The 26412-nt window shown below is 41.8% G+C and carries 26 protein-coding genes; 21 read left to right on the top strand and 5 right to left on the bottom strand.

Annotated features, from left to right (window positions below; genetic code table 11):
* The first annotated feature begins 63 nt into the window (after positions 1-63).
* The 6 genes from AT864_RS04660 (at position 64) to AT864_RS04685 (ending at position 6775) form a co-directional block, all read left to right on the top strand.
* Positions 64-330 carry a phosphocarrier protein HPr gene (locus AT864_RS04660; RefSeq protein ID WP_044746683.1) on the top strand — a complete coding sequence of 89 codons (267 nt, stop codon included), beginning with the start codon at positions 64-66 and terminating at the stop codon, positions 328-330.
* Complete coding sequence (gene ptsP / locus AT864_RS04665) at positions 330-2051, top strand: phosphoenolpyruvate--protein phosphotransferase (RefSeq protein WP_066147000.1); 1722 nt, start codon at positions 330-332, stop codon at positions 2049-2051. The genes AT864_RS04660 and ptsP overlap by 1 nt, the downstream gene beginning before the upstream one ends.
* Before the next feature lie 656 nt (positions 2052-2707).
* Complete coding sequence (locus AT864_RS04670; protein WP_066147002.1) at positions 2708-4681, top strand: methyl-accepting chemotaxis protein; 1974 nt, start codon at positions 2708-2710, stop codon at positions 4679-4681.
* A 106-nt stretch (positions 4682-4787) separates the two neighbouring features.
* Positions 4788-5573 (top strand): SDR family oxidoreductase, encoded by a 786-nt coding sequence (locus tag AT864_RS04675; protein WP_066147004.1) that lies wholly within the window; start codon positions 4788-4790, stop codon positions 5571-5573.
* A gap of 74 nt (positions 5574-5647) precedes the next feature.
* Positions 5648-5863, top strand: coding sequence for a TM2 domain-containing protein (locus AT864_RS04680; protein ID WP_369815489.1), 216 nt, complete (start codon positions 5648-5650; stop codon positions 5861-5863).
* A gap of 45 nt (positions 5864-5908) precedes the next feature.
* Entirely contained in the window at positions 5909-6775 is an 867-nt protein-coding gene (locus tag AT864_RS04685) for an NAD(P)-dependent oxidoreductase (RefSeq protein WP_066147007.1), read from the top strand.
* Between the two features lie 153 nt (positions 6776-6928).
* Here the strand turns inward: AT864_RS04685 and AT864_RS04690 are convergent, their stop codons facing one another.
* Together AT864_RS04690 and AT864_RS04695 are read right to left on the bottom strand one after the other, a co-directional pair.
* Positions 6929-8080, bottom strand: coding sequence for an aminotransferase A (locus tag AT864_RS04690; protein WP_066147010.1), 1152 nt, complete (start codon positions 8078-8080; stop codon positions 6929-6931).
* 168 nt (positions 8081-8248) lie between these two features.
* Positions 8249-8476: an IDEAL domain-containing protein gene (locus AT864_RS04695; RefSeq protein ID WP_044746675.1), complete on the bottom strand. Its 228-nt coding sequence runs from the start codon at positions 8474-8476 to the stop codon at positions 8249-8251.
* A 687-nt stretch (positions 8477-9163) separates the two neighbouring features.
* Here AT864_RS04695 and corA point away from each other — a divergent pair.
* From corA to AT864_RS04725, 6 genes are all read left to right on the top strand, one after another.
* Positions 9164-10129, top strand: a complete 966-nt coding sequence (gene corA / locus AT864_RS04700) for a magnesium/cobalt transporter CorA (RefSeq protein WP_044746674.1) — start codon at positions 9164-9166, stop codon at positions 10127-10129.
* A gap of 17 nt (positions 10130-10146) precedes the next feature.
* Positions 10147-10701, top strand: a complete 555-nt coding sequence (locus AT864_RS04705; protein ID WP_066147012.1) for a TIGR00725 family protein — start codon at positions 10147-10149, stop codon at positions 10699-10701.
* A gap of 240 nt (positions 10702-10941) precedes the next feature.
* The gene (locus tag AT864_RS04710) at positions 10942-12168 is read left to right on the top strand and encodes a DUF346 domain-containing protein (RefSeq protein ID WP_066147014.1); all 1227 of its coding nucleotides are present in this window, start codon (positions 10942-10944) and stop codon (positions 12166-12168) included.
* Positions 12169-12293: 125 nt separating this feature from the next.
* On the top strand, positions 12294-13544 hold the full coding sequence (locus AT864_RS04715) for an ATP-binding protein (RefSeq protein WP_066147017.1): 1251 nt from the start codon (positions 12294-12296) through the stop codon (positions 13542-13544).
* 264 nt (positions 13545-13808) lie between these two features.
* On the top strand, positions 13809-14459 hold the full coding sequence (locus tag AT864_RS04720; protein ID WP_044746670.1) for a glycoside hydrolase domain-containing protein: 651 nt from the start codon (positions 13809-13811) through the stop codon (positions 14457-14459).
* A 126-nt stretch (positions 14460-14585) separates the two neighbouring features.
* On the top strand, positions 14586-15491 hold the full coding sequence (locus AT864_RS04725; RefSeq protein ID WP_044746669.1) for a chemotaxis protein: 906 nt from the start codon (positions 14586-14588) through the stop codon (positions 15489-15491).
* A 541-nt stretch (positions 15492-16032) separates the two neighbouring features.
* On the opposite strand, the gene AT864_RS04730 is transcribed toward AT864_RS04725, so the two are convergent.
* Positions 16033-16470 (bottom strand): YkyB family protein, encoded by a 438-nt coding sequence (locus AT864_RS04730; RefSeq protein WP_066147019.1) that lies wholly within the window; start codon positions 16468-16470, stop codon positions 16033-16035.
* Positions 16471-16580: 110 nt separating this feature from the next.
* On the opposite strand from AT864_RS04730, the gene AT864_RS04735 reads away from it, so the two are divergent.
* Both AT864_RS04735 and AT864_RS04740 read left to right on the top strand, forming a co-directional pair.
* Positions 16581-18110: a Ppx/GppA family phosphatase gene (locus AT864_RS04735; RefSeq protein WP_066147021.1), complete on the top strand. Its 1530-nt coding sequence runs from the start codon at positions 16581-16583 to the stop codon at positions 18108-18110.
* 14 nt (positions 18111-18124) lie between these two features.
* Positions 18125-20206 carry an RNA degradosome polyphosphate kinase gene (locus AT864_RS04740; protein ID WP_066147023.1) on the top strand — a complete coding sequence of 694 codons (2082 nt, stop codon included), beginning with the start codon at positions 18125-18127 and terminating at the stop codon, positions 20204-20206.
* 93 nt (positions 20207-20299) lie between these two features.
* On the opposite strand, the gene AT864_RS04745 is transcribed toward AT864_RS04740, so the two are convergent.
* Positions 20300-21187 carry a metallophosphoesterase gene (locus AT864_RS04745; RefSeq protein ID WP_066147025.1) on the bottom strand — a complete coding sequence of 296 codons (888 nt, stop codon included), beginning with the start codon at positions 21185-21187 and terminating at the stop codon, positions 20300-20302.
* 262 nt (positions 21188-21449) lie between these two features.
* Between AT864_RS04745 and fadH the strand changes: the two genes are divergently transcribed.
* Positions 21450-22214, top strand: a complete 765-nt coding sequence (gene fadH / locus AT864_RS04750; protein WP_066147026.1) for a 2,4-dienoyl-CoA reductase — start codon at positions 21450-21452, stop codon at positions 22212-22214.
* Between the two features lie 19 nt (positions 22215-22233).
* Here fadH and AT864_RS04755 read toward each other — a convergent pair whose 3' ends face one another.
* Positions 22234-22974: a C39 family peptidase gene (locus tag AT864_RS04755; protein ID WP_066147028.1), complete on the bottom strand. Its 741-nt coding sequence runs from the start codon at positions 22972-22974 to the stop codon at positions 22234-22236.
* Between the two features lie 500 nt (positions 22975-23474).
* On the opposite strand from AT864_RS04755, the gene AT864_RS04760 reads away from it, so the two are divergent.
* The 6 genes from AT864_RS04760 (at position 23475) to cbpB (ending at position 26406) form a co-directional block, all read left to right on the top strand.
* Positions 23475-24692, top strand: coding sequence for an EAL-associated domain-containing protein (locus AT864_RS04760; protein ID WP_066147030.1), 1218 nt, complete (start codon positions 23475-23477; stop codon positions 24690-24692).
* A 54-nt stretch (positions 24693-24746) separates the two neighbouring features.
* The gene (locus AT864_RS04765) at positions 24747-24980 is read left to right on the top strand and encodes a hypothetical protein (RefSeq protein WP_066147033.1); all 234 of its coding nucleotides are present in this window, start codon (positions 24747-24749) and stop codon (positions 24978-24980) included.
* A gap of 184 nt (positions 24981-25164) precedes the next feature.
* The gene (locus tag AT864_RS04770) at positions 25165-25413 is read left to right on the top strand and encodes a YkuJ family protein (RefSeq protein WP_044746660.1); all 249 of its coding nucleotides are present in this window, start codon (positions 25165-25167) and stop codon (positions 25411-25413) included.
* Between the two features lie 9 nt (positions 25414-25422).
* Complete coding sequence (locus AT864_RS18100; RefSeq protein WP_183186303.1) at positions 25423-25572, top strand: hypothetical protein; 150 nt, start codon at positions 25423-25425, stop codon at positions 25570-25572.
* A 96-nt stretch (positions 25573-25668) separates the two neighbouring features.
* Positions 25669-25869 carry an antirepressor AbbA gene (gene abbA, locus AT864_RS04775; protein WP_044746659.1) on the top strand — a complete coding sequence of 67 codons (201 nt, stop codon included), beginning with the start codon at positions 25669-25671 and terminating at the stop codon, positions 25867-25869.
* Positions 25870-25953: 84 nt separating this feature from the next.
* Positions 25954-26406: a cyclic-di-AMP-binding protein CbpB gene (gene cbpB / locus AT864_RS04780; protein WP_066147697.1), complete on the top strand. Its 453-nt coding sequence runs from the start codon at positions 25954-25956 to the stop codon at positions 26404-26406.
* Positions 26407-26412: the final 6 nt, after the last annotated feature.

Here is a 26412-nt window from a genome sequence, read left to right on the forward strand (position 1 = left end):
AATAAGAGCAGATATGTTTGTTATGATGACAAAAAAATATATTGTTAAAGGAGAATGGTTTAAATGGCTGAAAAAGTATTTAAAGTAACTGCTGAATCTGGTATTCATGCTCGTCCTGCTACTTTACTTGTTCAAGCAGCGAGCAAATTTAACAGCGACATTAACTTAGAGTACAACGGGAAAACAGTGAATTTGAAATCCATTATGGGCGTTATGTCGCTAGGTGTTCCACAAGGTGCTCAAATTAAAATTACAGCTGAGGGTTCAGATGCAGCAGAAGCGTTAGCAGCATTAACAGATACATTGGCAAAAGAGGGTCTCGCACAATAATGTCTAAGAATATTACAGGGATTGCTGCATCAAGCGGTATTGCCATTGCTAAGGCATACCGCTTAGAAACCCCTAATTTTACTGTTGAAAAATATGACATTACGGACCCACAGGCTGAAATTGAACGTTTTGAAGCAACTATTGTCAAAGCAAAAGGCGAACTTGAGCAAATTCAGGCCCATGCATTACGCGAATTAGGGGAGGACAAAGCTGCCATTTTTTCTGCGCATCTTCTTGTGTTAAGTGATCCGGAACTATTAAATCCGGTAAAGGATAAAATTAAAGCAGAAAAAGTCAATGCAGAGTACGCATGGAATGAAACAACGTCCATGTTTGTTGCGATGTTTGAATCGATGAATAATGAGTACATGAAAGAGCGAGCAGCTGATATTCGCGATGTAGCGAAGCGCGTGCTTGCCCATTTACTCGGGATTGCGATTTCCAATCCGAGCTTGATTTCCGAAGAAGTGATCATCATTGCCGAAGATTTAACACCTTCTGATACAGCACAGCTCAATCGTCAATATGTAAAAGGATTTGCTACTGATATCGGCGGCCGAACCTCTCACTCGGCGATTATGGCTCGTTCTCTTGAAATTCCAGCAGTGGTGGGAACGAAATGTGCCACAGCGGAAATCCAAAATGGCGATGTGGTCATTATTGATGGACTGGATGGACAAGTTGTTGTGAATCCATCGAGTGATGTGCTCGCTCATTATGAAGAAAAGCGGGAGCGCTTTGAGAAGCAAAAAGCGGAGTGGGCGAAGCTTGTTCACGAGTCGACGGTGACAAGCGATGGCCATCATGTTGAATTAGCTGCAAATATTGGCACGCCAGAAGATGTTAAAGGTGTGCTAGCCAACGGTGCAGAAGGAATTGGCTTATATCGTACAGAGTTTTTATATATGGGCCGCTCTGAGCTGCCGACAGAAGAGGAGCAGTTCGAAGCATATAAAGTAGTACTGGAACAAATGCAAGGCAAACCAGTCGTTGTTCGTACGCTTGATATTGGCGGCGACAAAGAATTGCCGTATTTAGATCTTCCAAAAGAAATGAATCCGTTTCTAGGGTTCCGAGCGATCCGTCTGTGCCTTGAAATGCAGGACATGTTCCGAACTCAGCTTCGTGCGTTGCTGCGCGCAAGTGTGTATGGAAACTTAAAAATTATGTTTCCGATGATTGCAACACTGGAAGAGTTCCGGCAAGCAAAGGCCATCCTTTTAGAAGAAAAAGAGAAGCTTCAACATGAAGGAATTCCAGTAGCTGAAGAGATTGAGATTGGAATGATGGTGGAGATTCCTGCGGCCGCGGTGCTTGCCGATCAATTTGCCAAGGAAGTCGATTTCTTTAGTATTGGAACAAATGATTTAATTCAGTATACGATGGCGGCTGATCGTATGAACGAACGGGTTTCTTACCTTTATCAGCCGTATAATCCAGCCATTTTGCGCCTTGTTCATCATGTGATCGAAGCCGCTCATAAAGAAGGAAAATGGGCAGGAATGTGCGGAGAAATGGCAGGAGATGAATTGGCGATTCCAATTTTGCTCGGCTTAGGACTGGACGAATTTAGCATGAGCGCAACTTCGGTTTTACGTGCTCGTTCACAAATGAAAAAACTCTCAAAAACAGAAGCAGCTAGCTTTAAAGAAGCCATTCTATCCATGAGCACAGCAGAAGAAGTGGTGGCATTTGTGAAACAAACTTTCCATATTGAGTAAAAATATAAGCGGTGGCCGTAACCACCGCTTATTATTTAAAAGAGGCTTCCACTCCATTCATACAGTATGATTGCTGCTTTTGCGTCTTCTCCATCATTTTCAGCCACTGATCGAACAGCATGGCCCAAATGAAGCAAAAAGCTTTGATTTTGCTGGCTACATGATCTTTTTTTTGTCCATATTTAGTCGCTGAAAGGCGCTGGACATAATGGCCATAGTCTCACATTTTTCCTCTACTAAGCAGCTGATCAAGACGAACCGAACAACAGGCGTGTAGATCAATTATATCGCCTCATGATGAAAATACATACAGGGACCATTTATTCCATCTTTAATTCTATCGTATTTCTATTTTTATCTAGGTGTGTGATGATCCAATACAAATCAATGGACACTGCTTGATTCCTCGCTTTTCTGCCGTAGTCGGCAAGCGAAAAGCTTGTGTCTAGCTATATGATTCCATATTTTTAGTAAAATCATGGATCGTCAACAATTGGAATTTTTACCGTGATAAATGCGATAGCAAAAAAAGTTTTTCATTCATTTTGCTATGATTGAGAATATGCTACTATAGACGGCTATAGACCATGGTTTTATAATGGAAATGGCAACTCGACAAAATAGGATGAATTTTGACAAGGGGGAGAAAAAGCGAAGTGTTCAAAACATTAAGAACAAAACTGGTTGTCTTAATAGCTTTACTAATGGTCGTTTCTTTAGCCGTTACACAAATTGTCGGGGTCGTAGAAACAAAGCAGATGATTCGCAAGGATGTCAGCAGCCGCGGGCATGCGCTTGTTGAGCAGCTGATTGACGATATTCAATCAAGCTTTACAAGTGAAGTGAATAGTATGAAGCAATTTAGCGAATCGCCGGCGATAGTCCAAATGGCGAAAGGCAATCAAGAATCGCCGACAGTTGAAAAGGAATTTCAAACGTTTTTAAAGATTCATAGCAATACACAGCTTGTTTATATTGGAACTGAAGGGAAAAAGATGTATACGACGCCGAAAGTGGACCTTCCGGCTGGCTTTGATCCGACTTCCCGTCCGTGGTATAAAAAAGCAATCGAGCATCCTGATGAGGTTGCCTGGACGGATCCATATGTAGATACGGTTACAGGAAAGTATGTGGTGACTCTTGCCAAGGCGGTGAAAGACGGTGCACAAGTAGTTGGTGTCATCGGGATGGACTTGTCACTTGATGCCGTTACAAAAATTGTGAATAAAATGGATGTAGGATACAAAGGCTATCCGTTTTTATTTGATCAAACAGGTATTGCTATCGTCCATCCTCAATACAAAGGAAAGAATATGGCAAACGACGCCACTGTGAAATACATGCTTGACCGTGACAGCGGCGTGTATGAGTATACGAGAGACGGCGAAAAGAGAATGCTTTATTTTACAACTATTCCTGAGCTGGGCTGGAAAGTTGGAGCGGTATATAAAGAAAAAGATTTATTTGCGGTCAGTAATTCAATTGCAGCACAAATGCTCATGATTACGATTATCGCAGTACTTATCGGAATGATTGTCATTTATTTGATGGCTCGCTCCATTGTCAAACCAATCGTCTACTTGCAAGAGCAAGTAGAGAGGGTAGCAGAGGGAGATTTAACGGTTCAAGTGAAAGTAAAAGCAAAAGATGAAATCGGGCAGCTGGCTTCTCATTTTAACCATATGGTTCATGAAATGCGGGCACTCATTCATCAAGTGAATCAGTCAGTTGCTGAGCTCGCTCAATCTGCCGATCATTTAAGCGCTGTTTCCGAAGAAACGATGACTTCAAGCGAGCAAGTAGCGACAGCGATTAATGATATTGCAAAAGGAACATCTGAACAGGCGAGTGACCTAGATACGATCAACGAACGAACAACCATGCTGTCAAGTCAAATTGAAGCAGTCGCTCAATCCGCTTCAGAAATGCAAACTTTATCAAATGATACAAAAGAAGCAAGTTATTATGGATTAGAAAAATTAAATGAGCTGCAATTAAAATCAGATGAAGCAAAAAATGAATTGCAGTCTGTAGAAAAAGTAATGGATGATCTCGTTGAAAAAATGAAAAGAATTGATGAAGTCATTCAAACGATTACAGCGATTTCCGCACAAACGAATTTGCTTGCGTTAAATGCGAGCATTGAAGCAGCACGAGCAGGCGAACATGGTAAAGGATTTGCGGTTGTGGCTGAGGAGGTTCGCAAATTGGCGGAACAATCTTCTCAAGCGACCGAGTTGATCCGTCAGACAATCGCGACGATTCAGCAACAAGCGGATTTAGCAATGCAAGCAGTTGGGCGTTCAAAAGATATGAACGAAGAGCAACAGCAAGCCGTTCATACGACAGGCGAATCCTTTATGAAAATTTCCGTCATGATGGAAGAACTGACAAACTCCATCTCTCATATTAGTGATGAAGTGAAGCATATGAACGAAAGTAAGGATCAAGTGGTTGAAGCGATGCAAAATATTTCCGCTATTGCTCAACAGGCGGCAGCTTCTGCGGAGGAAGTGGCAGCATCAGCCGATGATCAGCTGCAGGCGCTCAGCACGGTCACAGAGTCTGCTGAAAAATTAAGTGAGATGGGACAGCAGCTCAAGAAATTAGTTGAAAAATTCGATGCATAATCATTTAAGCGCGCGGGAAATCCGTGCGCTTTTATTGATGAGAAGGAGGAAAACTCAGCGGCTTTGCCGAATGGTATAGTAATAATAAAGAAAAGGAGTGAAGAAGGTGGAGCTTCAGTTAGAGGGAAAAACAGCGCTTGTTGTAGCGTCTAGTCAAGGGCTTGGTAAAGCGATTGCCCAGCGGCTGGTGCTGGAAGGTGCCAATGTGATGATTACGAGCCGCAATGAAGAAAAGCTGAAGGAGGTGGCTCAAGAGCTAAGCGAGTTACATAAAGGAAGGGTTGCTTACATTCGAGCGGATGTAACGAAAAAAGAAGAAATTCAGCGGCTTGTTGCTCAAACGGCAGAAACATATGGAGCTCTTGAACTGCTTGTCAACAATGCGGGAGGACCTCCGACGGGAACTTTTGAAACGATTACGGATGAGGATTGGTATCAAGCATTTGAATTAAATTTACTAAGCTATATTCGCCTCATTCGTGAAGCACTGCCTTATTTAAAGAAAAATGGCGGAAAAATTGTCAATATTGCTTCTTCTTCCATCAAAGAGCCCATTCCTGGCTTATTGCTATCAAATACATTCCGCACTGGAATTGTCGGCTTGACTAAAACGTTGGCTTCTGAATTTGCTCAATATAACATTTTAATCAATACCGTAGCGCCGGGAAGAATTGCAACGGAACGGGTGGCTTTTTTAGATCAGATGAACGCAGAAAAATTTGGAATCACAAAGGAAGAAATGGAAATGCGGATGAAAAGTGCCATTCCGCTTGGCCGCTATGGAACGCCGGAGGAGTTTGCCAATGTGGTGACCTTCCTTCTTTCAGCAGCCAATTCTTATATGACAGGCCAATCGTTTCTCGTCGATGGGGGGATGGTCAAAGCGATTTAACCAAAGGTGCTACTTTCTCATTTGGGTGAATATAAATAAAAGGACTTACCCCAGCGGAGAAAGGAAGAGGCATCGTGAAAAATAAGGTGGTTGTAGGTCTTTTAGCCATTTTGTTAGGTGGTCTCGGCATTCATAAATTTTATTTGGGAAAGCTTGGCCAAGGCATTCTTTATTTATTATTTTCGTGGACAGGAATTCCAAGCATCATCGGCTTTATTGAGGGAATCGTTTATCTCGTTAAATCCGATGAAGAGTTCAATCGAAAATATAATGTCGTGTTAGAAGATTAGCACCTTGGCCGCAAGCCAAGGTGTTTTATATGTGGAGGAATGAGTATGAAAACAATCGGCTTTATTGGTCTTGGTGTGATGGGACAAAGCATGGCGCGCAATTTGCTGCAAGCAGGATATGATTTGCTTGTGCACACGCGCACGAAGGAGAAAGCAGAGGAGCTATTAAGAGCAGGGGCGGTCTGGAAGGAAACGGTTCGCGAGCTTGCCCGCGAGGCGGATGTTGTTATTACGATGGTGGGCTATCCACAGGATGTAGAAGCCGTATATTTTGGCGAAAACGGATTAATTGAAAATGTGAAGGAAAACACGTACTTAATTGATATGACAACCTCTCCTCCGTCGTTGGCCGAGAAAATTTATGATGAGGCGAAGAAGAGAAAGGTATTTGCGCTAGATGCTCCTGTTTCTGGTGGAGACGTTGGTGCCAGAGAAGGCCGGCTTGCGATTATGGTTGGGGGCGATGAAGCGGCATTTCATGAGTGCAAGCCAATTTTTGAAGCGCTAGGAACAAATATTGTTTTTCAAGGAAAAGCGGGAGCGGGCCAGCATGCGAAAATGTGTAACCAAATTGCGATTGCTACCAATATGATCGGTGTTTGTGAGGCGCTCATTTATGCGAAACGTTCAGGTCTTGATCCTTATAAAGTGTTGGAAAGCATTTCACAAGGAGCTGCCGGCAGCTGGTCACTGAGCCAATTAGCCCCAAGAATGTTGGCGGGGGATTTTGCGCCAGGATTTTATGTAAAGCATTTTATTAAAGATATGAAAATTGCGCTGGAAGAGGCAGAAAAAATGAATTTGCAGCTGCCCGGACTGAGCTTAGCTAAAAAAATGTATGAAGAACTGACGGCAAGCGGTGAGGAGAACAGCGGAACACATGCGTTATACAAGCACTATGATCATTCATAAACGCCCTCTAGCACTAAGAAAATGGCACCTTCTCTATTGCGCCAACTAAGAAGAGGGAACTTATAGACGTTTTCAAATTTTCGACTGTCAGAGGCCAGTCGATGGCATGACCAGCTGCCTCCTTGATAAAAAGGTGAGAAGCTACCCAAGCTCTCACCTTTTATGTTTTTGAACGTACTGTTCGATGCGATTCAGCCCCTCTGCTAGCGTTTCTAATGAATAGGCATACGAAAGCCGAACATATCCTTCTCCATATGCTGAAAAGGCGCTTCCAGGAACGACGGCTACGCCAGCTTTATCCACTAAATCAAGTGCGAATTCAAAAGAGGAAGTATGAAATGGTTCAATAGATGGAAATAAGTAAAAAGCCCCTGTTGGCTTTTCCACTTGAAAGCCCATGTCAACAAGCCGGCTGTAGGCATATTCCATTCGCTGTTCGTATAGCTTCCGCATGTCGTTGGCGTCTTCTTTTCCCGCTGTCAAGGCGGCTAAAGCGGCTTTTTGCGAAATGGAAGAAGCGCATGAGACGCTATATTGGTGCACTTTAATCAGATGTTTTGTTAAAAACTCTGGGGCGAAGACAAACCCCACTCGCCATCCCGTCATTGAATGTGACTTGCTTAATCCGTTAATCACAATGGTTTGATTGCGCAGCCATTTGGCAATTGAAGCATGTTTGCCGCTATAAACAAGCTCGCTATAAATTTCATCCGATAAGATCCAAATTGGGCGATCCTTCAACAGCTCAGCCAGTTCTAGCAAATCCTGCTGCGCTAACGTTACACCAGTTGGGTTGGAGGGATACGGCAAAACGATACAGCGCGTTCGTTCATTTATGTACGGTTTAATCAAGTCGGCGGAAAGCCTAAATTGGTTATGGCGGGTGTCGACATATACAGGTTTGGCTCCGCACATGCGAATAATCGGCTCATAACCGGGATACACAGGGCCTGGTAAAATCACCTCGACTCCTTCCTCCAAAATGGTGCGAAAAGCGATGTCAATGGCCTGACTTGCACCAATCGTCACAATCACTTCGTTTTCATTATAGTGCAAGCCATATTTTTCGTTGACAAAACGGCAAGCCGCTTGACGCACTTCAAGCAAGCCTGCATTGTGGGTATAGACTGTGAAGTTATCAGAAATGGCTTGTTTCCCAGCTTCTTTCACATGTTCAGGAGTCGGAAAATCCGGCTGGCCAATTGTTAATGAAATGAGGTTTGGACGATCGGCAACCATATTAAAAAATTTGCGGATTCCTGAGATTTCAATATTTTTAATACGCGGATGAATGAGATGCTCCATAGTATTCCTTCCTTCCATACTCCATTTGTTTTATTTTATCACGGAAGTACAATAAAAGGTGAGCCTTCTTCTGCGTATAAAGACGAAGAAGTGGCTCACCTAATCAAACGATTCATGATTATAGTGCTGTGAGGCTTCGCATTCCATCATTTCGAAAAATCTCCCTGCCTATTCTCTGTGTTTTTTTAGCAATTCGTTATATTGGGTGGATAATTCTAAAAACAGCGCTTGATCTTTGGTAGCTAGCGCTTCATCAATCTTTTCCATTAATTTATTTTTTTGATAAAGGAAAATAGCTTGTTCCAGAATCATTTCAGCAAGCGGTCCGTAGCTGTTTTTTTCTTCCGGTTGCCCAAACATCATAATCCCTTCGTGAGGAAATTGTTTTTCGTACATGGAAACTCCCCCTTATTCGGGAACAAGATGTTCCCTTTTTTATATTATCGTCTTTTTTTATAAAAAAGTAAAGAAAATTTTGATAAATTCGAAGGTAGTAATTTTTACAAACAAGCGACTATTTTTCGGGTATTATATAGATAAATACAGCTTGAGAATGGAATAAAATTATTTTTGAAAAGCTGATGGCTGGGGAGAGATAAACTTTTTCGAGCGGAGTGAACCAATTGAACAACCACAATCGTCTGATATCAATGCTCCATCTATAAATTCGTGGTATGATATGGATACAGCTTGATGTGCCAATATTTCCCATTCCGATGAGCAGGTATGACGGTTGTTCGGTTCTTGGCAGCTGGGGCGTGACGGAGACAAGTCCGCGGCTTGTCTCCGACCGTCGAAAACATGCCATTTGGCTTTTGCATGAGCCATCTGCTCGATCTTCTCGTTGGATCTTGATCCTTCACAGATAGATCCAGTGCCAAAATCATTGATCGCCTATATAGCATGCTAGTCGTTAGCAAGAGGATTGCCGGCTATGGCAGAAAAGCCAAGAATTAAGATATGTCTTTAGCGAACGATGCGTTTGCTGCCTGTGAAAAAATGAAGCTAGAGGTGAAGGTTTTTCGTTCGTTCATCTACATGCCTATGTTTTGATACATTGACGTCGAAGGAAGGGGGAGAGTGATGATCCGAACTTGTGCGATTACTAAAGACTTTGAAGTAGTCTATGATGTACCACTGCCATTTTTAAAAAAACCTTCCGTTTCATGGTATTGGGTCGATTTCCACGAACCGACAGATGAAGAGGCAAAATTGTTGGCCGATTTTTTTCATTTTCATCCATTAGCGATTGAGGACTGTTTGGAATTTATTCAACGACCGAAGCTGGATTTTTATGATCAGTATTTGTTTATGGTTGTGCACTCTATTAATCAAGAAACATTGGAAGCGGAAGAAGTGGATTTATTTATCGGACAAAACTTTCTCGTTTCGTTTCATAAACAATCCGTATGGGGAATAAATCAAGTATGGGAAAGGCTGCAAACAGAAGAGCATTTTCAAGCAGGACCATTTCACGTGATGTATCATGTTTTAGATAAGCTTGTAGACGATTATTTTCCGCCGATGTATCGAATGGAAGATATGTTAAATGATCTTGATGAAAATACAAACGATCATACCATTCAGGAAATCCTCGAAAAAGTATTTGATATTCGCGGTGATTTATCCAAACTAAGAAGAACCATTGTCCCGATGCGTGATTTGCTTTATCGGATTATTAACTCTGATCGGCTACAGCGAATGAAGGAACAGCATATTTATTTTCATGATATTTATGATCATTTATTAAAATTGGTGGAAATGATTGAGGCGAATCGCGATATTACTTCTGATATTCGCGATAGTTATTTGTCATTGAACTCCAATCGGATGAATACAATTATGATGACATTAACGGTGATTACGACGATTTTTATGCCGTTGACGTTCATTGCCGGTGTGTATGGGATGAATTTTGACAATATGCCTGAATTGCATTGGAAATACGGGTATTTTGCTGTGCTAGGAATAATGGCACTCATTGCGGTAGCCATGTTTTTCTTGTTTAAGAAAAAAGGATGGTTTCGTTTTCATAAAGGAAATCGGTAAAACGGGAGAGACAACGAATGAAGCGAATTGCAGTCATTGGACAATCAGGGGATATTCCTGACAGCGTACGAAAAATTGCGGAGCAGGTAGGCGAAGAAATTGCGAAAAGAAAGGCGGTCCTATTAACCGGCGGAGGAAGCGGAGTCATGGAAGCAGCTTCTAAAGGAGCAAAGCAGGCAGGGGGATTAGTGATTGGCATTTTAGCCGGAGATCGCACAGATGTCGCTAATGATTATTTAGATGTACCGATTACAACAGGGCTTCATTTTGATTTTCGCAGCATGGTGCTCGTTCATTCATCGGATGCCCTTATTATGATCCGCGGCGGCAATGGGACGCTTGGGGAGCTGTCAGCGGCATATATGAATCAAAAACCGGTGGTTATTATTGAAACGACAGGCGGATGGGCGACAAAAATAAAAGAGGTGGCCTATGAAGGAGGGTATTTGGATGAGCGGCGCACGGTGGAGATTGCGTTTTGCAGTTCAGCAGAAGCTGCAGTGGATCTGGCTTTTAACCGCATTTCCGAGCCGCTTGATAGGGAAAGAAATACAGGGAGAATTGGCGATTAAAAAGAGAGGGTGTCCAACGAATAGTTTGGGCACCCTCTTTTTATTTCCGTTGGAAGAGGAGTAGCTCCTATGACTAATGAAAACAAAATGATAGCACGTGGCATCATGTTTGTTTATCCACCCACCATATTCTATATACATTAATCGAAGTCTTTGTACTTGCAACAAAAAAAGGACTATATAATCGGACAGCATCATACGATAAAGTGATGGGATCTTTGACAAAGAGGAGGGGATAGGATGGACCGTCTTGATCCGTATGGCATGTTTTCTGCCTATGTACCGGGATTTACTGAAATGTTAATCGATTATCATGACAGGGAAAATAGTGAAAGAAACCAAGAAATGGAGAATATATGGCGCATGATTCGTCCGAAGCTGCAGCCACTATATGCGAAGCTGCAACAATATTATGTTCCGCGCAATATATCACGCTATATGTTTCGTGTCATTGTCCAAACAGCGTTAGATCATAAGGAACATGTGGAAGGAACAATGGATCAAAAGATTGAGCAGCTGTTTCAGCTAACTAGAAGAAACTCCCCTTGGTTGTTTACTGTGTTGCAGGCGTATCGCGTTCCGGAAAATGAAATCGAGCAAATTGTAAGATCCGTCATTCGTTTGGTGCTAGAGAATATCGGATATAGGCCGGAACAGGATTGGAGCGCGTGGGAAAGTTTAGGAGGAACATTAACATCAGGACCGGCTGTGGCGTCTTGGGGACGAGATCGGCTGGATGTATTCGCAAGAGGTGAAAGGCATCAATTGCTCCATAAATGGTGGGACGGTGTGCGTTGGAGCGATTGGGAAAATCTCTCCGGTACATTAACTTCCTCTCCAGCTGCTGTCTCATGGGGGGAAAATCGCATTGATGTATTTGGTCGCGGGCCAGAACGGCAGCTTTTGCATAAATGGTGGGACGGTGTACGCTGGAGTGAATGGGAAGACTTAGGAGGAGTGTTAAGCTCAACTCCTGCGGTGGCATCATGGGAAGCCAATCGGCTGGATGTGTTTGTGCGCGGCGAGGATCGTCATCTGTATCATAAATGGTGGGACGGTGTGCGTTGGAGTGAATGGGAAAACTTGGGCGGCATTATTACATCCGCTCCCGGAGCTGTTTCATGGGGAAAGCAAAGAATTGATGTATTTGCGAGAGGAGCAGAGCGGCAACTTTTGCATAAATGGTGGGACGGCGTGCGCTGGAGTCATTGGGAAGATCTGAAAGGTATTCTTACTTCGAGCCCAGCAGCGGCATCTAGAGGAAAAAACCGCTTAGATATCTTTGCGCGCGGTGGGAATCATGAACTTCTTTATAAATATTGGGATGGCGCGCATTGGAGCGAGTTTCTTCATCTTGATGGAAGGCGTATTACATCTGAACCCGCTGCTATTTCATGGGGAGGAAATCGTCTCGATGTTTTTGCGCGTGGAGAGCGTAACGAATTGCTTCACCGTTGGAAAAGATGACGAAAAAACACGCTGGCTATGATTACCTAGCCAAGCGTGTTTTTATTTTTGTAAAACTCATTCAAGAAATGAAAAGAGTATGATACAATGATGGGCGATGTATCGATGAACGGGGGAAATCAAGAATGATTTTCATGATTAAGCCTCTCATTGTCAATATTACGATTTTGCTCTCATTAACATTTAATGCGAATTTATTTTTCCCTTTTCGGGACCGTCTGACTTTAACGATGCGGCAGCAAGCTATTTATGGGCTATTTGCTGCGTTTGCTGCCATGCTGTGTATGTTTTATCCAATTGAGACCCTAGGGGAGACACATTTTGATTTTCGGATGATCGTCATTTTAATTGTGACGCTATATATTGGCTGGCCGGCCGGAGGCATATGCACATTGATTGTGGTGATTACGCGTCTGATTATTGGCGGCTCTTTTGCCGGAATCGGAGTGCTTGTTTCCGTTCTTTCGTTTATCACTGCTTGGTTATTTCGGCCTTTTTATTGGAAAGCAAAAAATAAATTATGGCATGCATTAATGATTGTGATGCTGTATTTTCTTTTTTATTTTACGATCATTGTTCAAACGGTTTCATTTTTGAATTGGGAATTTTATAGTACGTATTTTGCCATGTTTTTGGCGACTTACCTGTTGATTATTGTTTTAATTGAACGCTTAATTGTGTATAATCGCCAATTTGATGAGATGGTATATATGGATAAGCTGACGATGGTCAGTGAAATGGCGGCATCCTTTGCTCATGAAATTCGCAATCCGATTACGACGGTCCGCGGGTTTGTGCAATTGCTGCAAAAGGATGCTGGAAATTCACAATTAGAGCAATTTGCTCCCCTTATTCTAGAGGAGCTAGATCGGGCAAATAAAATCATTACGGATTATTTAAAATTGGCAAAGCCGGCTGATTTTCGCTTGCAGCCGATTGATTTAAGTGAAGTGCTGCGTGACTGTGTGGACTTGCTTCGCCCGTTAGGAGCGTTTGCCAATGTGTCTATCGAATGGGAGAATATTGAAAAATGTTACGTCTGGGGAGACGAGCAATATTTAAAGCAATCATTTTTAAATATTATCAAAAATGCGATTGAAGCAATTGATAATGGCAGCGGAAGTGTCTTTATTACGACACAATCTCTTATGCAGCAAAAGACTGTCAAAGTAGTGATTGAAGATAACGGAAAAGGAATGACAGAGGAGGAGTTAAAAAAGATTGGTCTTCCCTATTACACAACGAAGTCAAAAGGAACGGGGTTAGGGAGCATGATTTCCAATCGCTTAATCCGTGAAATGGGAGGAACCGTTCATTATATGAGCCATCCTGGAAAAGGAACGCGCGTAGAGATTACATTGCCTTTAATGAAATAAGACAAACCGTCTCAGTCATATGATAATATAAAGCAGCTATACGGAGCTCATGATGTTTTTCGACGATCAGGTAGCTACACGATGAATGGCTTCATAGATTCATGAATGGGTCTGACAGCGGGAGTATTTGGACCTTTGCTATACGAATGCGTGACCAATGCCAGTCTGCAAATATACCTTTGAGCGTCGATTTTCCAGATCTTCGTTCCATCGTTGCATTTTTCGTATAGAAAAAAGTGCAGAGAGAAAGGAATGAGAGAAATTATGGCGAGAACGGTTTGGGGAGTTGATTCCGCGGCAACAGTGACAGATCAATCGTTTTATTGCGTGAAAAATGAGCTTGGCTATCCAAAATTTTGGGGGCGTTACTTAGTAGAGGTGCCGAATGTCTCTGATGGATTAACAGCTCAAGAAATAGCTCGGCTACATAGCTATGGTATAAAAATATTGCCGATCTACAACGCTTTTCGCCAAGCAACAGGATATGCCAACGGACAAGTCGTTGCACGCAATGCAGTATTTCATGCGCGTCGGCTTGGGATTCCAAAAAATAAAATGTTGTTTGCCAATATTGAAGATTTTTTTGCTGTTGATGAGGCATGGATTCGCGCTTGGGTGGAAACGCTTCAGCCTACTGGCTATCGTCCTGGATTTTATGCAGATCCATCCAAAGGGGATTTCTCTGCAGCTTATTGCGAAGCAGTACAAAAAAATAACCAAGTGGCTGTTCAATCCGTTATTTGGAGTTCAGCACCGAGACCCGGAACGACATCCGAGCAAAAAGCTCCGAAATATTCTCCGGCTTCGCCAAATTGTAAAGCGAATGTATGGGCCTGGCAATACGGACGTGATGCCGAAGCATGCCCTGTCGACACCAACCTAGCTGACCGCCGATTGCTTGATTTTTTATATTAGAAAAGCTGCCGATAAGAAGGCAGCTTTATTTTTTAGAGAGGAATTTATAAAGAAAAAGGTTTCTTATTTGCTTAGGAAAAAATATAATAAAATTAGGACATTATACGAGGAAGGACGTTATCGAAGATGAATGAAAAACGGGAGATTTTGTTAGAAAGCGGAACCAATGAATTGGAGATTGTTGAATTTTTAATCGGTACAAACCAATTTGCTATTAATGTGATGAAGGTAAGAGAAATTTTAAATCCTGTCCCCATTACAAAAGTTCCCCATTCTCATCCTAATATAGAAGGAATTATCGAATTGCGGGGAGAGGTGCTTCCCGTTATTGATATGGCCAAGGCACTCGGCTTTCCTCCATCGGAAACGCCTCAGCAAGATAAATTTATTGTTGCTGAGTTTAATCAGCAAAAAGTGGTATTCCATGTACATAATGTTACTCGGATTCATCGAATTTCTTGGAGGCAAATCGAAAAGCCTTCCCAAATGTATCAAGGACTTGATGGTCAGGTAATCGGGGTTGTTAAGCTTGAAGGCAAAATGATTTTATTGCTTGATTTTGAAAAAATGGTGGTGGATATTAACCCGGAAACAGGGATTAACGTACAGCAAGTGAAAAAACTCGGAAAACGGGAACGCTCGAATAAAAAAATCGTGGTTGCCGAGGATTCCCCGCTTTTGCGTAAACTGTTGCATGACACGCTTGCTGAAGCAGGTTATGTGCTTGTTGAATTTTTCGAGGATGGAGAAGCAGCCCTTCATTATTTACAAGCAATTGTGAAAGAAGGGAAAGACATTGAGCAGGAAGTGCAGCTTGTGATTACTGATATTGAAATGCCGCAAATGGATGGACATCATTTGACGAAAAGAATCCGCGAGGATGAAAAACTAAGCAAGCTTCCTGTTATCATTTTCTCGTCGCTTATTACCGATGATTTGCGTCATAAGGGCGAAAAAGTTGGAGCGACGGCGCAAGTCAGCAAACCAGAAGTGGGCGAGCTTGTGAAAGTAATCGATAAATATATTTTATAATCCGTGGTGACAGATAAAACCGATTCATTTGCTGTCCTTGTCCTGGATAGAATGGCGGTTTTGAGAGCCTCCTGTTACCGTTGGACAGTCTCTGCAAAAGGCTGTCCATTTTTTTATGTAAATGCTATTTTTAGGTATGAAAAGCCTTAATGGTTCACGATGATCGGAAACAAGGGGCTTCTCGTCTAAAAGCAGGATGAATTTCATATAAAGATACAAACGAGAGAGGATTCCTCTTTTGCAAGGAACAACTGACAGGTCGATAAAGTGCTGAGGCCTTCATTAGAATAAGGGATAAAAGCAGGGGATTGATGAAAAATAAAAAAGAAAGGGACAAAAAAGATGGCTGTAAGAGAAACGGTTGAATGATAAAGTGTATTTGCTTGTTCATGAACCGAAATGACAGAAAAGAATAAGAATAGAAAAACGAGCGCCGGTTGCCGAAGGCGAGTAAACCCGACAACCGGCGCGAGCAAAAGCGCGTCTCGTTTTGCTTATTCTGAAATGACCAGATTTCAAAGAGAGCGGCTCCATTCCATCCTTAACGTTCACCGAGCCGTTTAAATACCGGCTTTTGGTATGTTCTTGGCGAAGGTTTGTTAGCTGGTGTTTCACTGATGCCGGCATATGACTGTAACAATGCTTTGGCTTGCGACAGCGGCATTTTTGCGACAGGATTGCGATAAACGCCATTTAAGGCCCCTAAGTGCGGAAGAGTTGCGAAGTCTTCTTTTGTCGGAGGAATATGAAAATAATAGTTGCCGACAGCGACAAGAACGTCAGATTGCTGTTGGCTGTTGCGCGGATTCGGCGAGAAATGAAGACCCACCTTTTTGGCTTTGCCCTCACTAATCAGCTTCTCAATCGTCTTTTTCTTTAACAGATATAAAAAAGATGGATTTAATGCTGTTTTCGCATGGCGATTAACAGTGAAAATCGCTTTCGCTAAGTTATCTATCGTTGGTTCTAAACTCTCCATGATTCGTCTCCTTTTCAATAGGCTTGTCTAGTACTTTTATTATACAGCATGAACATTTGTTTGCAACATATGATATGATTAATGAAAAATAAACGTAAGGATGAACAAGCATGAAAGAAAAGTACGGAATCATTGATATCGGATCAAATACGATTCGTTTAGTGATTTATGAACGGCAAAAAAGCGGTCGGTTGCGTGAAGTTGAAAATGTAAAAGTGGTGGCAAGACTTCGCAGCCATTTAACAGAAGACCAGATGTTGGCGGAATCGGGCGTGTCGCTTTTATTAAATACACTGCAAAGCTTTCAGGAAATTACCCGCTATCATCGTTTAGAACGCGTCAAATGTGTGGCTACCGCTACAATTCGCCAGGCGAAAAACCAACAAGAAATCGCTGAATGGATAGAAGCGAATACAGATTTTTGTATTCGGGTACTTACTGAAGAGGAGGAAGCCTATTACGGGTTTCTTGCCGTCGTTAATTCTACGCCCATTTCTGAAGCGATAACAATAGATATTGGCGGCGGTAGCACAGAAATCACTTATTATAAAGACAGGCAACTATATGAATTACACAGCTTTCCGTTCGGAGTTTTGTCATTAAAGCAAAAGTTTGTGGCGGGCAACGTTCCAACAGATGAGGAGTTAGAGCTTCTTGCCGAATATGTAGAAGAGCAATTTCACTCTTTGCCATGGCTGCTGCAAAGAAATGTTCCTATTGTTGCTATGGGGGGAAGTGCTCGAAATGTGGTACAAGTTCATCAACTTATGTGCCGATATCCGCTTGCTGGTGTTCATCAATACGAAATGAAACGAAAGCACCTGCTAGACGTTCGAAAGCTACTAACCTCACTTCCATTTGAAGACATTCAAAAATTAGAAGGTTTATCCAAGGATCGTGCGGATTTAATGATTCCTGCATTGGAGGTTTTTCGTGTACTGTATGATGTCGTAGAAGCTTCTTCGTTTGTGTTGAGCAGAAAAGGCTTGCGCGATGGCATTTTTTATGAAGAATTCACTCAACCGTTTGGGACTAGAGTATTTCCCAACGTTCTCCAAGAAAGCTTTTTCGAATTGGCACAGGATTATGATATTCGCTTAGACGATGTGGAATATGTGTCCCATCTTCTTTCGCAAATGGTGGAGCAAATTCGTTTGCTTCAATTATACCCGTTGACAGATGAAGATGTGCGGGATATGAAATGGGCTGCACGGGTGTTTTATTTAGGGCAGTATATTGATGAAGAATCAAGCAGTCAGCATACATTTTATTTATTGGCCAATCGAACCATTGATGGATTGATGCATAAGGACCGCGTAAAGCTTGCCCTTATGGCTTCTTACAAAAATAAACCGTTATTTAAACAGTATATCGCTCCGTTTAGCAGTTGGTTTACGAAAGAAGAACAAAAGCGCATTCGCTTTCTTGGTGCTCTTTTAAAATTTGCTTATAGCCTAAACGATACGAAGCGAAAGATTGTTCAGCAAATTAGATGGTCTGAGCAGAGCGACACCATTATCATGAACATCATTTGTAGCGGAGATTTTCGAGCAGAGGAGTACCAGGCGGAAAAAAATAAAAAACATATCGAGAAAATACTCAAACGCCCGATTGAATTGCATTTTCAGCAAAATGAATAAGGAAGGGAAGCACGATGGAGCTAAATAATCCAAATTATTATAATAATCGCGAATTAAGCTGGCTTGCTTTCAATAAACGTGTGTTGCAAGAAGCATTTGATGAGAGAAATCCATTGCTTGAACGATTAAAATTTTTAGCGATTTTCAGTTCGAATTTAGATGAATTTTTTATGGTGCGTGTAGCCGGCTTAAAAGATCAAGTAAAGGCAGGATTTAATAAACCTGAAAATAAAGCGGGGCTGACGCCGAAGCAGCAACTAAACAAAATTTCCGAAAAAGTATATGAGCTAGTAGCTGCTCAATATCGGTTTTATAATGAACAGCTTTTGCCCATGTTAAAAGCAGAGAAGATTTACTTGGCAGCTATAGATGAATGGACGGAAAAGCAGAGGGAGTTTTTGCAGGCGTATTTTACTGAACGGATTTTCCCTGTTTTAACTCCAATGGCCGTGGACGCGTACCGTCCGTTTCCGATGCTGCTGAACAAAAGCTTAAATTTAGCAGTTGTGCTTGATGCTGAAGAAGAGGAGGAAAGACGAAAATTAACGATTGTTCAGGTCCCCTCTGTGTTAAATCGCTTCATCCGTCTCCCATCGGAATCTGACCGCTTTGTATATGTGTTGCTCGAGGATGTCATTACGGCTCATATTCAAACGTTATTTACTGGATATGATGTGATTTCAGTGACTCCATTTCGCATTACGCGCAATGCCGATTTGACGATCCATGAAGAAGGTGCGCGCGATTTATTAAAAGAAATTGAAAAAGAGCTAAAAAAACGAAAATGGGGAGCTGCTGTTCGTCTGGAAATAAGAAAGGACGGGTTTGATCCATTTATTTTAAATTATTTATTAGAGGAATTAGAAATTGGTCATGATGACCTATATGAAATCGACGGACCGCTTGATTTGACCTTCTTTTACCGCTTTTATCAAGAACTATCTTTATATAAAGAGCATTTGGTATATGAGGCGCTTATTCCGCAGCCCCCAAGAGATTTGGATTCTGGGGAGGACATTTTTGAAAAAGCGGCAGAACAGGATATTTTGCTTCATCATCCTTATGAATCATTTGAACCCGTCATCGATTTTGTATCGGAGGCGGCAGATGATCCGCAGGTGCTCGCCATCAAGCAAACATTGTATCGCGTCAGCGGTGATTCTCCCATTATCGAAGCTTTGAAGCGGGCAGCGGAAAATGGCAAGCAAGTAACGGTTCTTGTTGAGTTGAAAGCTCGTTTTGATGAAGAGAATAATGTGCAATGGGCCAAAGAACTGGAGAAATCAGGATGTCATGTCATTTATGGCATTACGCATTTAAAAACACATAGTAAGATCACCCTAATTGTCAGGCAGCGAAATGGGAAAATCGAGCGCTTTATTCATTTAGGTACAGGAAATTATAATGATGCGACAGCTAAACTGTATACCGATTTAGGTCTCATAACATCCAACCGTGAATTTGGCGAGGATGCTACGAATTTTTTCAACTATTTAAGCGGATATATGGAAAAACCTCATTTTCACTATCTATCCGTTGCTCCATTCGATATTCGCCGCCAATTTATTCACCTCATTGATGAGGAGATTCGCCTGCATCGTCAACACGGAAATGGACGTATTATTGCAAAGATGAATGCGCTGACAGATAAAGAGCTGATTACGAAACTGTATGAAGCTTCGCAAGCAGGGGTGAATATTGATTTAATTGTTCGCGGAATTTGCTGCCTTCGCCCGGGCATCCCGGGAGTTAGTGATCGCGTTCGCGTCCGCAGTATTGTTGGTCGGTTTCTTGAACATAGCCGAATTTACTATTTCCAGCATAATGGAGCGGAGAAAGTGTTTCTATCATCAGCTGATATGATGACGCGTAACATGGATAAACGAGTGGAAATTTTATTTCCGATTTTAGCCGATCATTTAAAATCAAGAATTGTGGACATTTTGTCTATCTTGCTTGCGGATAATGTGAAAGCTAGGGAACAGGATAGGTATGGTGAGTATCATTATGTGAAAAAAGCGAAGGGGGAACGGGAAATTGACAGTCAATTGTGGCTATTTAATTTAGCCTATCGCGTCAAAGAAGATGAAGAATAGAAAGAGGAAGGTGGATAAACCCGTGATACTAGTTGAGGATGATGAGGCAACGATGGTCCATACTGCTTGAATTCTCAACCTTAAATCAGTGCATCAACCATCCGACGCCGACGATGGTTGATGCTTTAATGTAAAGATTGTTAATTCAGGAGGAGTTAAAAAGCGCAATGGCATTCGAGTTGTGCCTAGGCCTCGATTGACATAAAGCCTCATTTTCCCCACCTCATAAAATCCTTCATAATACTGAATGGCCAGTGGAGGTGTGATCAGAGGACCGATGAAAGGAAGCTGGATCTGGCCGCCGTGACTATGCCCTGATAACTGCAGATGGACAGGGTAATGCGCCGCTTGAATGGCTCCATCTGGTTCATGCAATAATAAAATGGTATAGGTAGATGGAGGAATTTGTTGAAAGGTTTGTTCAAAATGCGGGCGGCCAAGCATTAAATCGTCCATGCCCGCAATCGCGATTTTGCTTTTATCGACGAGCTGGATGATCGCATGTTCGTTCACAAGCATATGAAATCCGGCCTGATTCATGATATTTCGGTATAGATTCGTTCCATAACCTCCATGATCGTGATTTCCGTAAATGGAGAACTTCCCAAACGGAGCACGAATTCTGGAAAGGATAGGAATAATTTGATGAGCATGAGGATATTGATGAGGAGCATCGATCAAATCCCCAGTAAAAACAACCAGATCTGGCTTGATATCGTTGATTTGGCTAACAAGCTGGTTCAGCCGCTCGAGTGAATAATAATCTCCGAGATGTGTGTCGCTAAATTGTACAATCGTCATACCATCGAAGCTCTTGGGGATTAATGGATGAGTAATTGAATGTTTACTGATGGTCAGCCGGCTTGGCTCGATAAAACGAGCGTAGTAATACCCGAAGGAAGCGATAAACATGCCTCCGAGCAGGGAGCCAATACTTTTTTTGAGAAATGTTCTTCTGTTCATTTGTGGCGTGGTTTTCATGAATTATCTACGTCCTTTCCCCATTATTATAAATGGAGAATCAAAAACAGAAAAGTAATAGATCAAGCTCAGCTTTTCATTGATTGCCTCTTGCAGGTAAAAATATCGGTTTTTCGTCGTGGAAACAGCCGATTTGTCTTTCCGTTTGTTTTATTTTCAAGAAGTATGGATATAGACCGATAAAAATGTTAGAAAATTATGTATATTTATAGTAAAATAAAAATGAATGAATAATCAGTCAGTAATTTAAGGGGGAGAAAATGTGCAGGGAAAAGTGATTATTGTAACAGGTGCATCCAGCGGAATGGGAAAATATATGGCCAAGCGGTTTGTGGCAGAGGGAGCTCGTGTTGTGATCACAGGAAGGAGATTAGAGGCGTTAGAAGAGGTGAAAAAGGAAATTGAGACAGCGGAAGGAATGGTGCTGCCGATTCAAATGGATGTGCGTGAACCTGAACTCGTCGCCGAAATGGTTCAGCGCACGGATGCGGAATTTGGGCAAATTGACGCATTAATTAATAATGCAGCAGGAAATTTTATTTGTCCAGCTGAAAAGCTATCAATTAATGGATGGAATAGCGTGATCAACATTGTGCTGAACGGAACATTTTATTGCAGTCGAGAAATAGGGAATTATTGGATTAATAAAAAAGCAAAAGGCACCATTATTAACATGGTTGCTACATATGCGTGGAATGCCGGTGCTGGCGTTATCCATTCGGCGTGCGCGAAAGCTGGCGTGTTAGCGATGACGCGCACACTTGCTGTAGAATGGGGCAGAAAATATGGGATTCGTGTGAATGCGATCGCTCCTGGTCCGATTGAACGAACAGGAGGAGCGGAAAAGCTTTGGGAATCCGAGGAAGCAGCGAAGCGAACATTGGCAAGTGTGCCGCTTGGCCGGCTTGGAACACCTGAAGAAATTGCTGGACTTGCTGCTTTTTTGCTTTCAGATGAAGCCGCTTACATCAATGGGGAATGCATTACAATAGATGGGGGGCAATGGCTAAACCAATATCCGTTTTAATTGATAAAAGAAGGCGGTTTCAATTATAGGAAACCGCTCTTTTTTTTAAGGCTATCCATGAACGAATAAACTGCTGCTTGTTTACTTGATGTGCTTTTTTTCCCCAGAGAGGATCGTTGATATAAACAAAATCTGAATCAAAACCGACAAGAACAACCGCATGCAAATCGAGCGGTGTACGAATCGTTTGCCCACCGTGTTTCCAGCTTTCCCAACGATCTGGAAGGCGATAATCTCCTGTTGTCCAAACAACAACGGGATGGCCATTGGAAACGTACCTAAGCAGCTCAGTGAAAGGTTGTCCAGTTAAATTAATGGAACGTTCTGGAAGATATTTTTCCATCAGCTCTACAATCGGTTCATCAAACACGGCATAACCGCTCGATTTTCCAGTCATATCTCCAACAAATCCGTCTGCCGGATTTCCCCATGAAATGATGTTTCCATGTCGATCTCTTATTTTTGGATCTAAATCCTTTTTTATTTGTTTGGCTAAGGTCAGTTTATTTACTTGGACTCCTGCATATTGCAGCACCATGGCTAAGCTTGTTACTTCACATCCATATTTCAACTCAGGAACTTGCTTAATTAATGGTACATGCAGAATCACTTTTTCGGGATTTTGTACCGCTTTCGGCTCATAACGGAAATGAGGGTTTTCTGCCTCTTTTGCCAAATGGGACGGAGGTGCTGCTTTTTTCTCTTCATTTGAGCAGCCAAGCAGCATAAAAAACGCTATTCCCATATAAAGATAGTTCATGTTCATCACCTAATCCAATCGAAATTCACTTTGAAGCAGTATATGATCTGAAACAGATATGAAGCTGAAACGAATGACAGACCTTATCATGAGAGCCTATATATTGGTATTGAACACATCCATTCGTTTGTTGTCTTTATGCTGTGTAATATGAATGAACGATATGTGTGAAAACTTATGGTTGGAAGGTAAGTCATCGACCTCCTTCGATCAAGCTAAACCGTGCCGTCGAAATCGGCTCATTCCTTTTTGGCATGGGAGGCACATGTTGAGACATCAAGTTGTATTTATATAGTTACAAACAAACTTTTCTGCCTCTTCCCTTAAACAGGAACGCCAGCGAGCAAAGGGATTGGCCCGTAAAAGCGTTCACTGTTCGACGAGCGCATGCCTTAAAGCATGTTCGGACTTATAGTATGGCAACGATTTTTTTCTTTATGAGGTAGGGGAATCGTGTGGTATAATATGCAAAATGACGAGTGCAAAAAGAGGTGAGCAGCATGGATGCGTTAGATATTGTAACTAATTTGCAACGCGTCATCCCGTATTACCAAGCGATCTTTAGCGCTGATGAGCATCGCGTCATCGGCTATGAAGTACTAGGCAGATATCGCTCTGAGGATGGAATTGTAAGCTTAGGCCCTTTTTTTCATGACGAAGCCATTCCGGAGGAATTTCGCTTAGAAGTCGATGAAGTCGTAACAAGAAAGGCGCTTGACCATTTTTTATTGAATGATGACCATTCGCTGCTTATTTTTCTTAATCAAGATGCTAATTTATTGATGATGGATCGGGCAGAGTCATTTTTATCTTTATTGTTTCAATATAAAGAGAAGGGCTTGTCCTTAGATCGTATTGTGCTGGAAATTAACGAGCCGTTTTTTAAAGGAGACTTTAATCAGCTTAGTCATTTATTAACCTATATTCGTACATACGGGATTCGCGTGGCTCTCGATCATATTGGGGAACACAGCAGCAATCTTGAGCGCATTAGCCTGTTGGCGCCAGATATATTAAAAATGGATTTGCATGAACTGCGAAAAATCTCGAGCAGCTACTCCTATCAGGATGTGCTTTATTCGATTTCTTTGCTTGCTCGCAAAATGGGGGCTACTCTTTTGTATGAGGATATTGAAACCTCTTTTCAGCTGCAATATGCTTGGCAAAATGGCGGCCGTTATTATCAAGGGTATTATTTGGCTGAACCGCAGTCTGCGTTGCTACCGGCTGATTTTCTAAAAGACCGTTTGCGTCAAGAGTGCCACGGATTTATTCAGCTGGAAAAGAAAAAACTGCAAATACTATACAATATTTCCGAACAGTTTCAACAGAGAGTCACAGCGCTGCTTTCCAAGTATAAAAAAACAGCAAGTTTTAACGAACTCATTTCGTCTCTAGCTGCTGAGCTGAGCGATGTATGCTTTCGCATCTATGTGTGTGACGAGGATGGATTTCAAAAATCAGCAAATATTTTCAAAAAGAGTCATGTTTGGGAACTGCAGCCGGAGTACTATATGAAGAATTGGAGTTGGCGTCCATATTTTTTAGAAAATATTGTGCGTATGCGTTCGCGTAAAAGGGGCATTTTATCAGACTTGTACGGAGATATCGAAACAGGAGAGACAATTCGTACGTACTCCTATCCGATTGATGAGTGCCACTACTTGTTCATTGATTTATCTTATAGCTATTTATTTGAGCACGATGCTCATTATTAGTATTGAATAAAATATAGGGGAAATGGGGGAAAGTAAGCACGAGGTGAAAATACGATGGCGCAAACTTCATTTATATTATCAATAATCGTATTACTTATCGCGATTATTGGATTTCTCTATACGTATTCACTTGGACGGCGCCAAAAATTGCAGGAACAATACGATGCGCCGGTGAATGAAAAAATACAAGAGCATCCGTATATTCGCAATCCTGTCCTGCTGGCATATGTGCTTGCTGGCTTGTTGGCTTTAGGCATGATTATTTATCTTGCTTTAAACAGAGGATAAACAAGCGGGGCGATCCATTAGAAGGGTTGCCCTTTTTGACGAGGGAGATTGACGAAAGAGGATACTTTACACGTTTTTTCTGATATAATCAATGGGGGAAACATGGGCATATGTTTATTTTTTTGAGAGCATCAGGCCTATACTATACATAAAGTGCCCTTTTCGTATAAAGGAGGAAGAGCTTATGTCTCAACTGCTAGGGATTATTCAACGGCTTATGCAGCTTCGTGACCAAGAGCCGAGTGGCAACGAGGCGCCGCAGCGAAATTTTGAAGTGAATGGAGAAAAAAAATGCAGTGTCACCTACCTAGCGAAAAACGATACATTTATGCTAGAGGTATATGAGAAAGGGAAGAAGCCAAATACTTACCAATTTGACAATATTGATATGATTGCGATCGAAATTTTTGAGTTATTAGATGAAAAAAAGTGAGGCGAAATCATGAAAAAAAAGCCGGTTGTTATTTGCCCTGTATGCCGAAGCCAAGCTTATTTAGAAGAGGTATTAACGGCACAATCCAATCAAAATGTGATTTATGCATGTCCTTCTTGTCAGTTTATGCTGCGCAACATTTATACAAGTAAAGGATAAAAGGTCTTCGAATAGCGAAGGCTTTTTATTTTTTTTTGGACTTTTTCATCGTATTTGTGAATATATACTAATGGATGTTGGCAAGGAGGATGAATCATGAGAAACGAATGGCTGGAAAGATTATCTTTAGATGAGCAGATGTTGCTGCTGGATGTGCTTTTTACTCAGCAGTATGCACTTGAAATTATTAGCTGCGAGCTCTCTGATATCGAAAGGGGCTACAAATATGTAGATGAAGCGCGTCATCAAAAATTAGTACAGCTGTATCATCGAATTCATGAAGAACTATCGCTTTAAAAGCGATAGTTATTTTTTTATCCAACACCGCTGAGTATGTTAAACTGAAAAGGGAAGAAGTATATGCGAAAGGCGGAAATAGGCATGATCAGTTTTGATAGCAAAGAATTTACCGGCAAAACGATTGCACAATTTTTAATTCCTTCAGAAAAAGTGGCTCATGTTCAAGTTGGAAATTACTTGGATCACGCTTTGTTAGTTTTAACAAAAACTAGATACTCCGCAATTCCTGTACTTGATATATCTTATAAGCTGCATGGACTTATCAGTACAACGATGATTATGGATGCTATTTTAGGACTAGAGCGAATTGAGCTTGAACGATTGGAGCGAATGAAAGTTGAGGAAGTGATGAATAAAGATATTCCACGTTTATCTTTAAACGACAATGTGATTAAGGGAATCGGACTGATTGTCAATCATCCTTTCGTTTGTGTTGAAAACGAGCAAGGCTATTTTGAAGGGATTTTTACAAGACGCGAAGTATTAAAACGGTTGAACAAGCAGCTGAGGCGCTTCAATCATTATAATGGATGAGGCTTC

Source organism: Anoxybacillus sp. P3H1B (genome assembly GCF_001560855.1).
GTDB lineage: Bacteria > Bacillota > Bacilli > Bacillales > Anoxybacillaceae > Anoxybacteroides > Anoxybacteroides rupiense.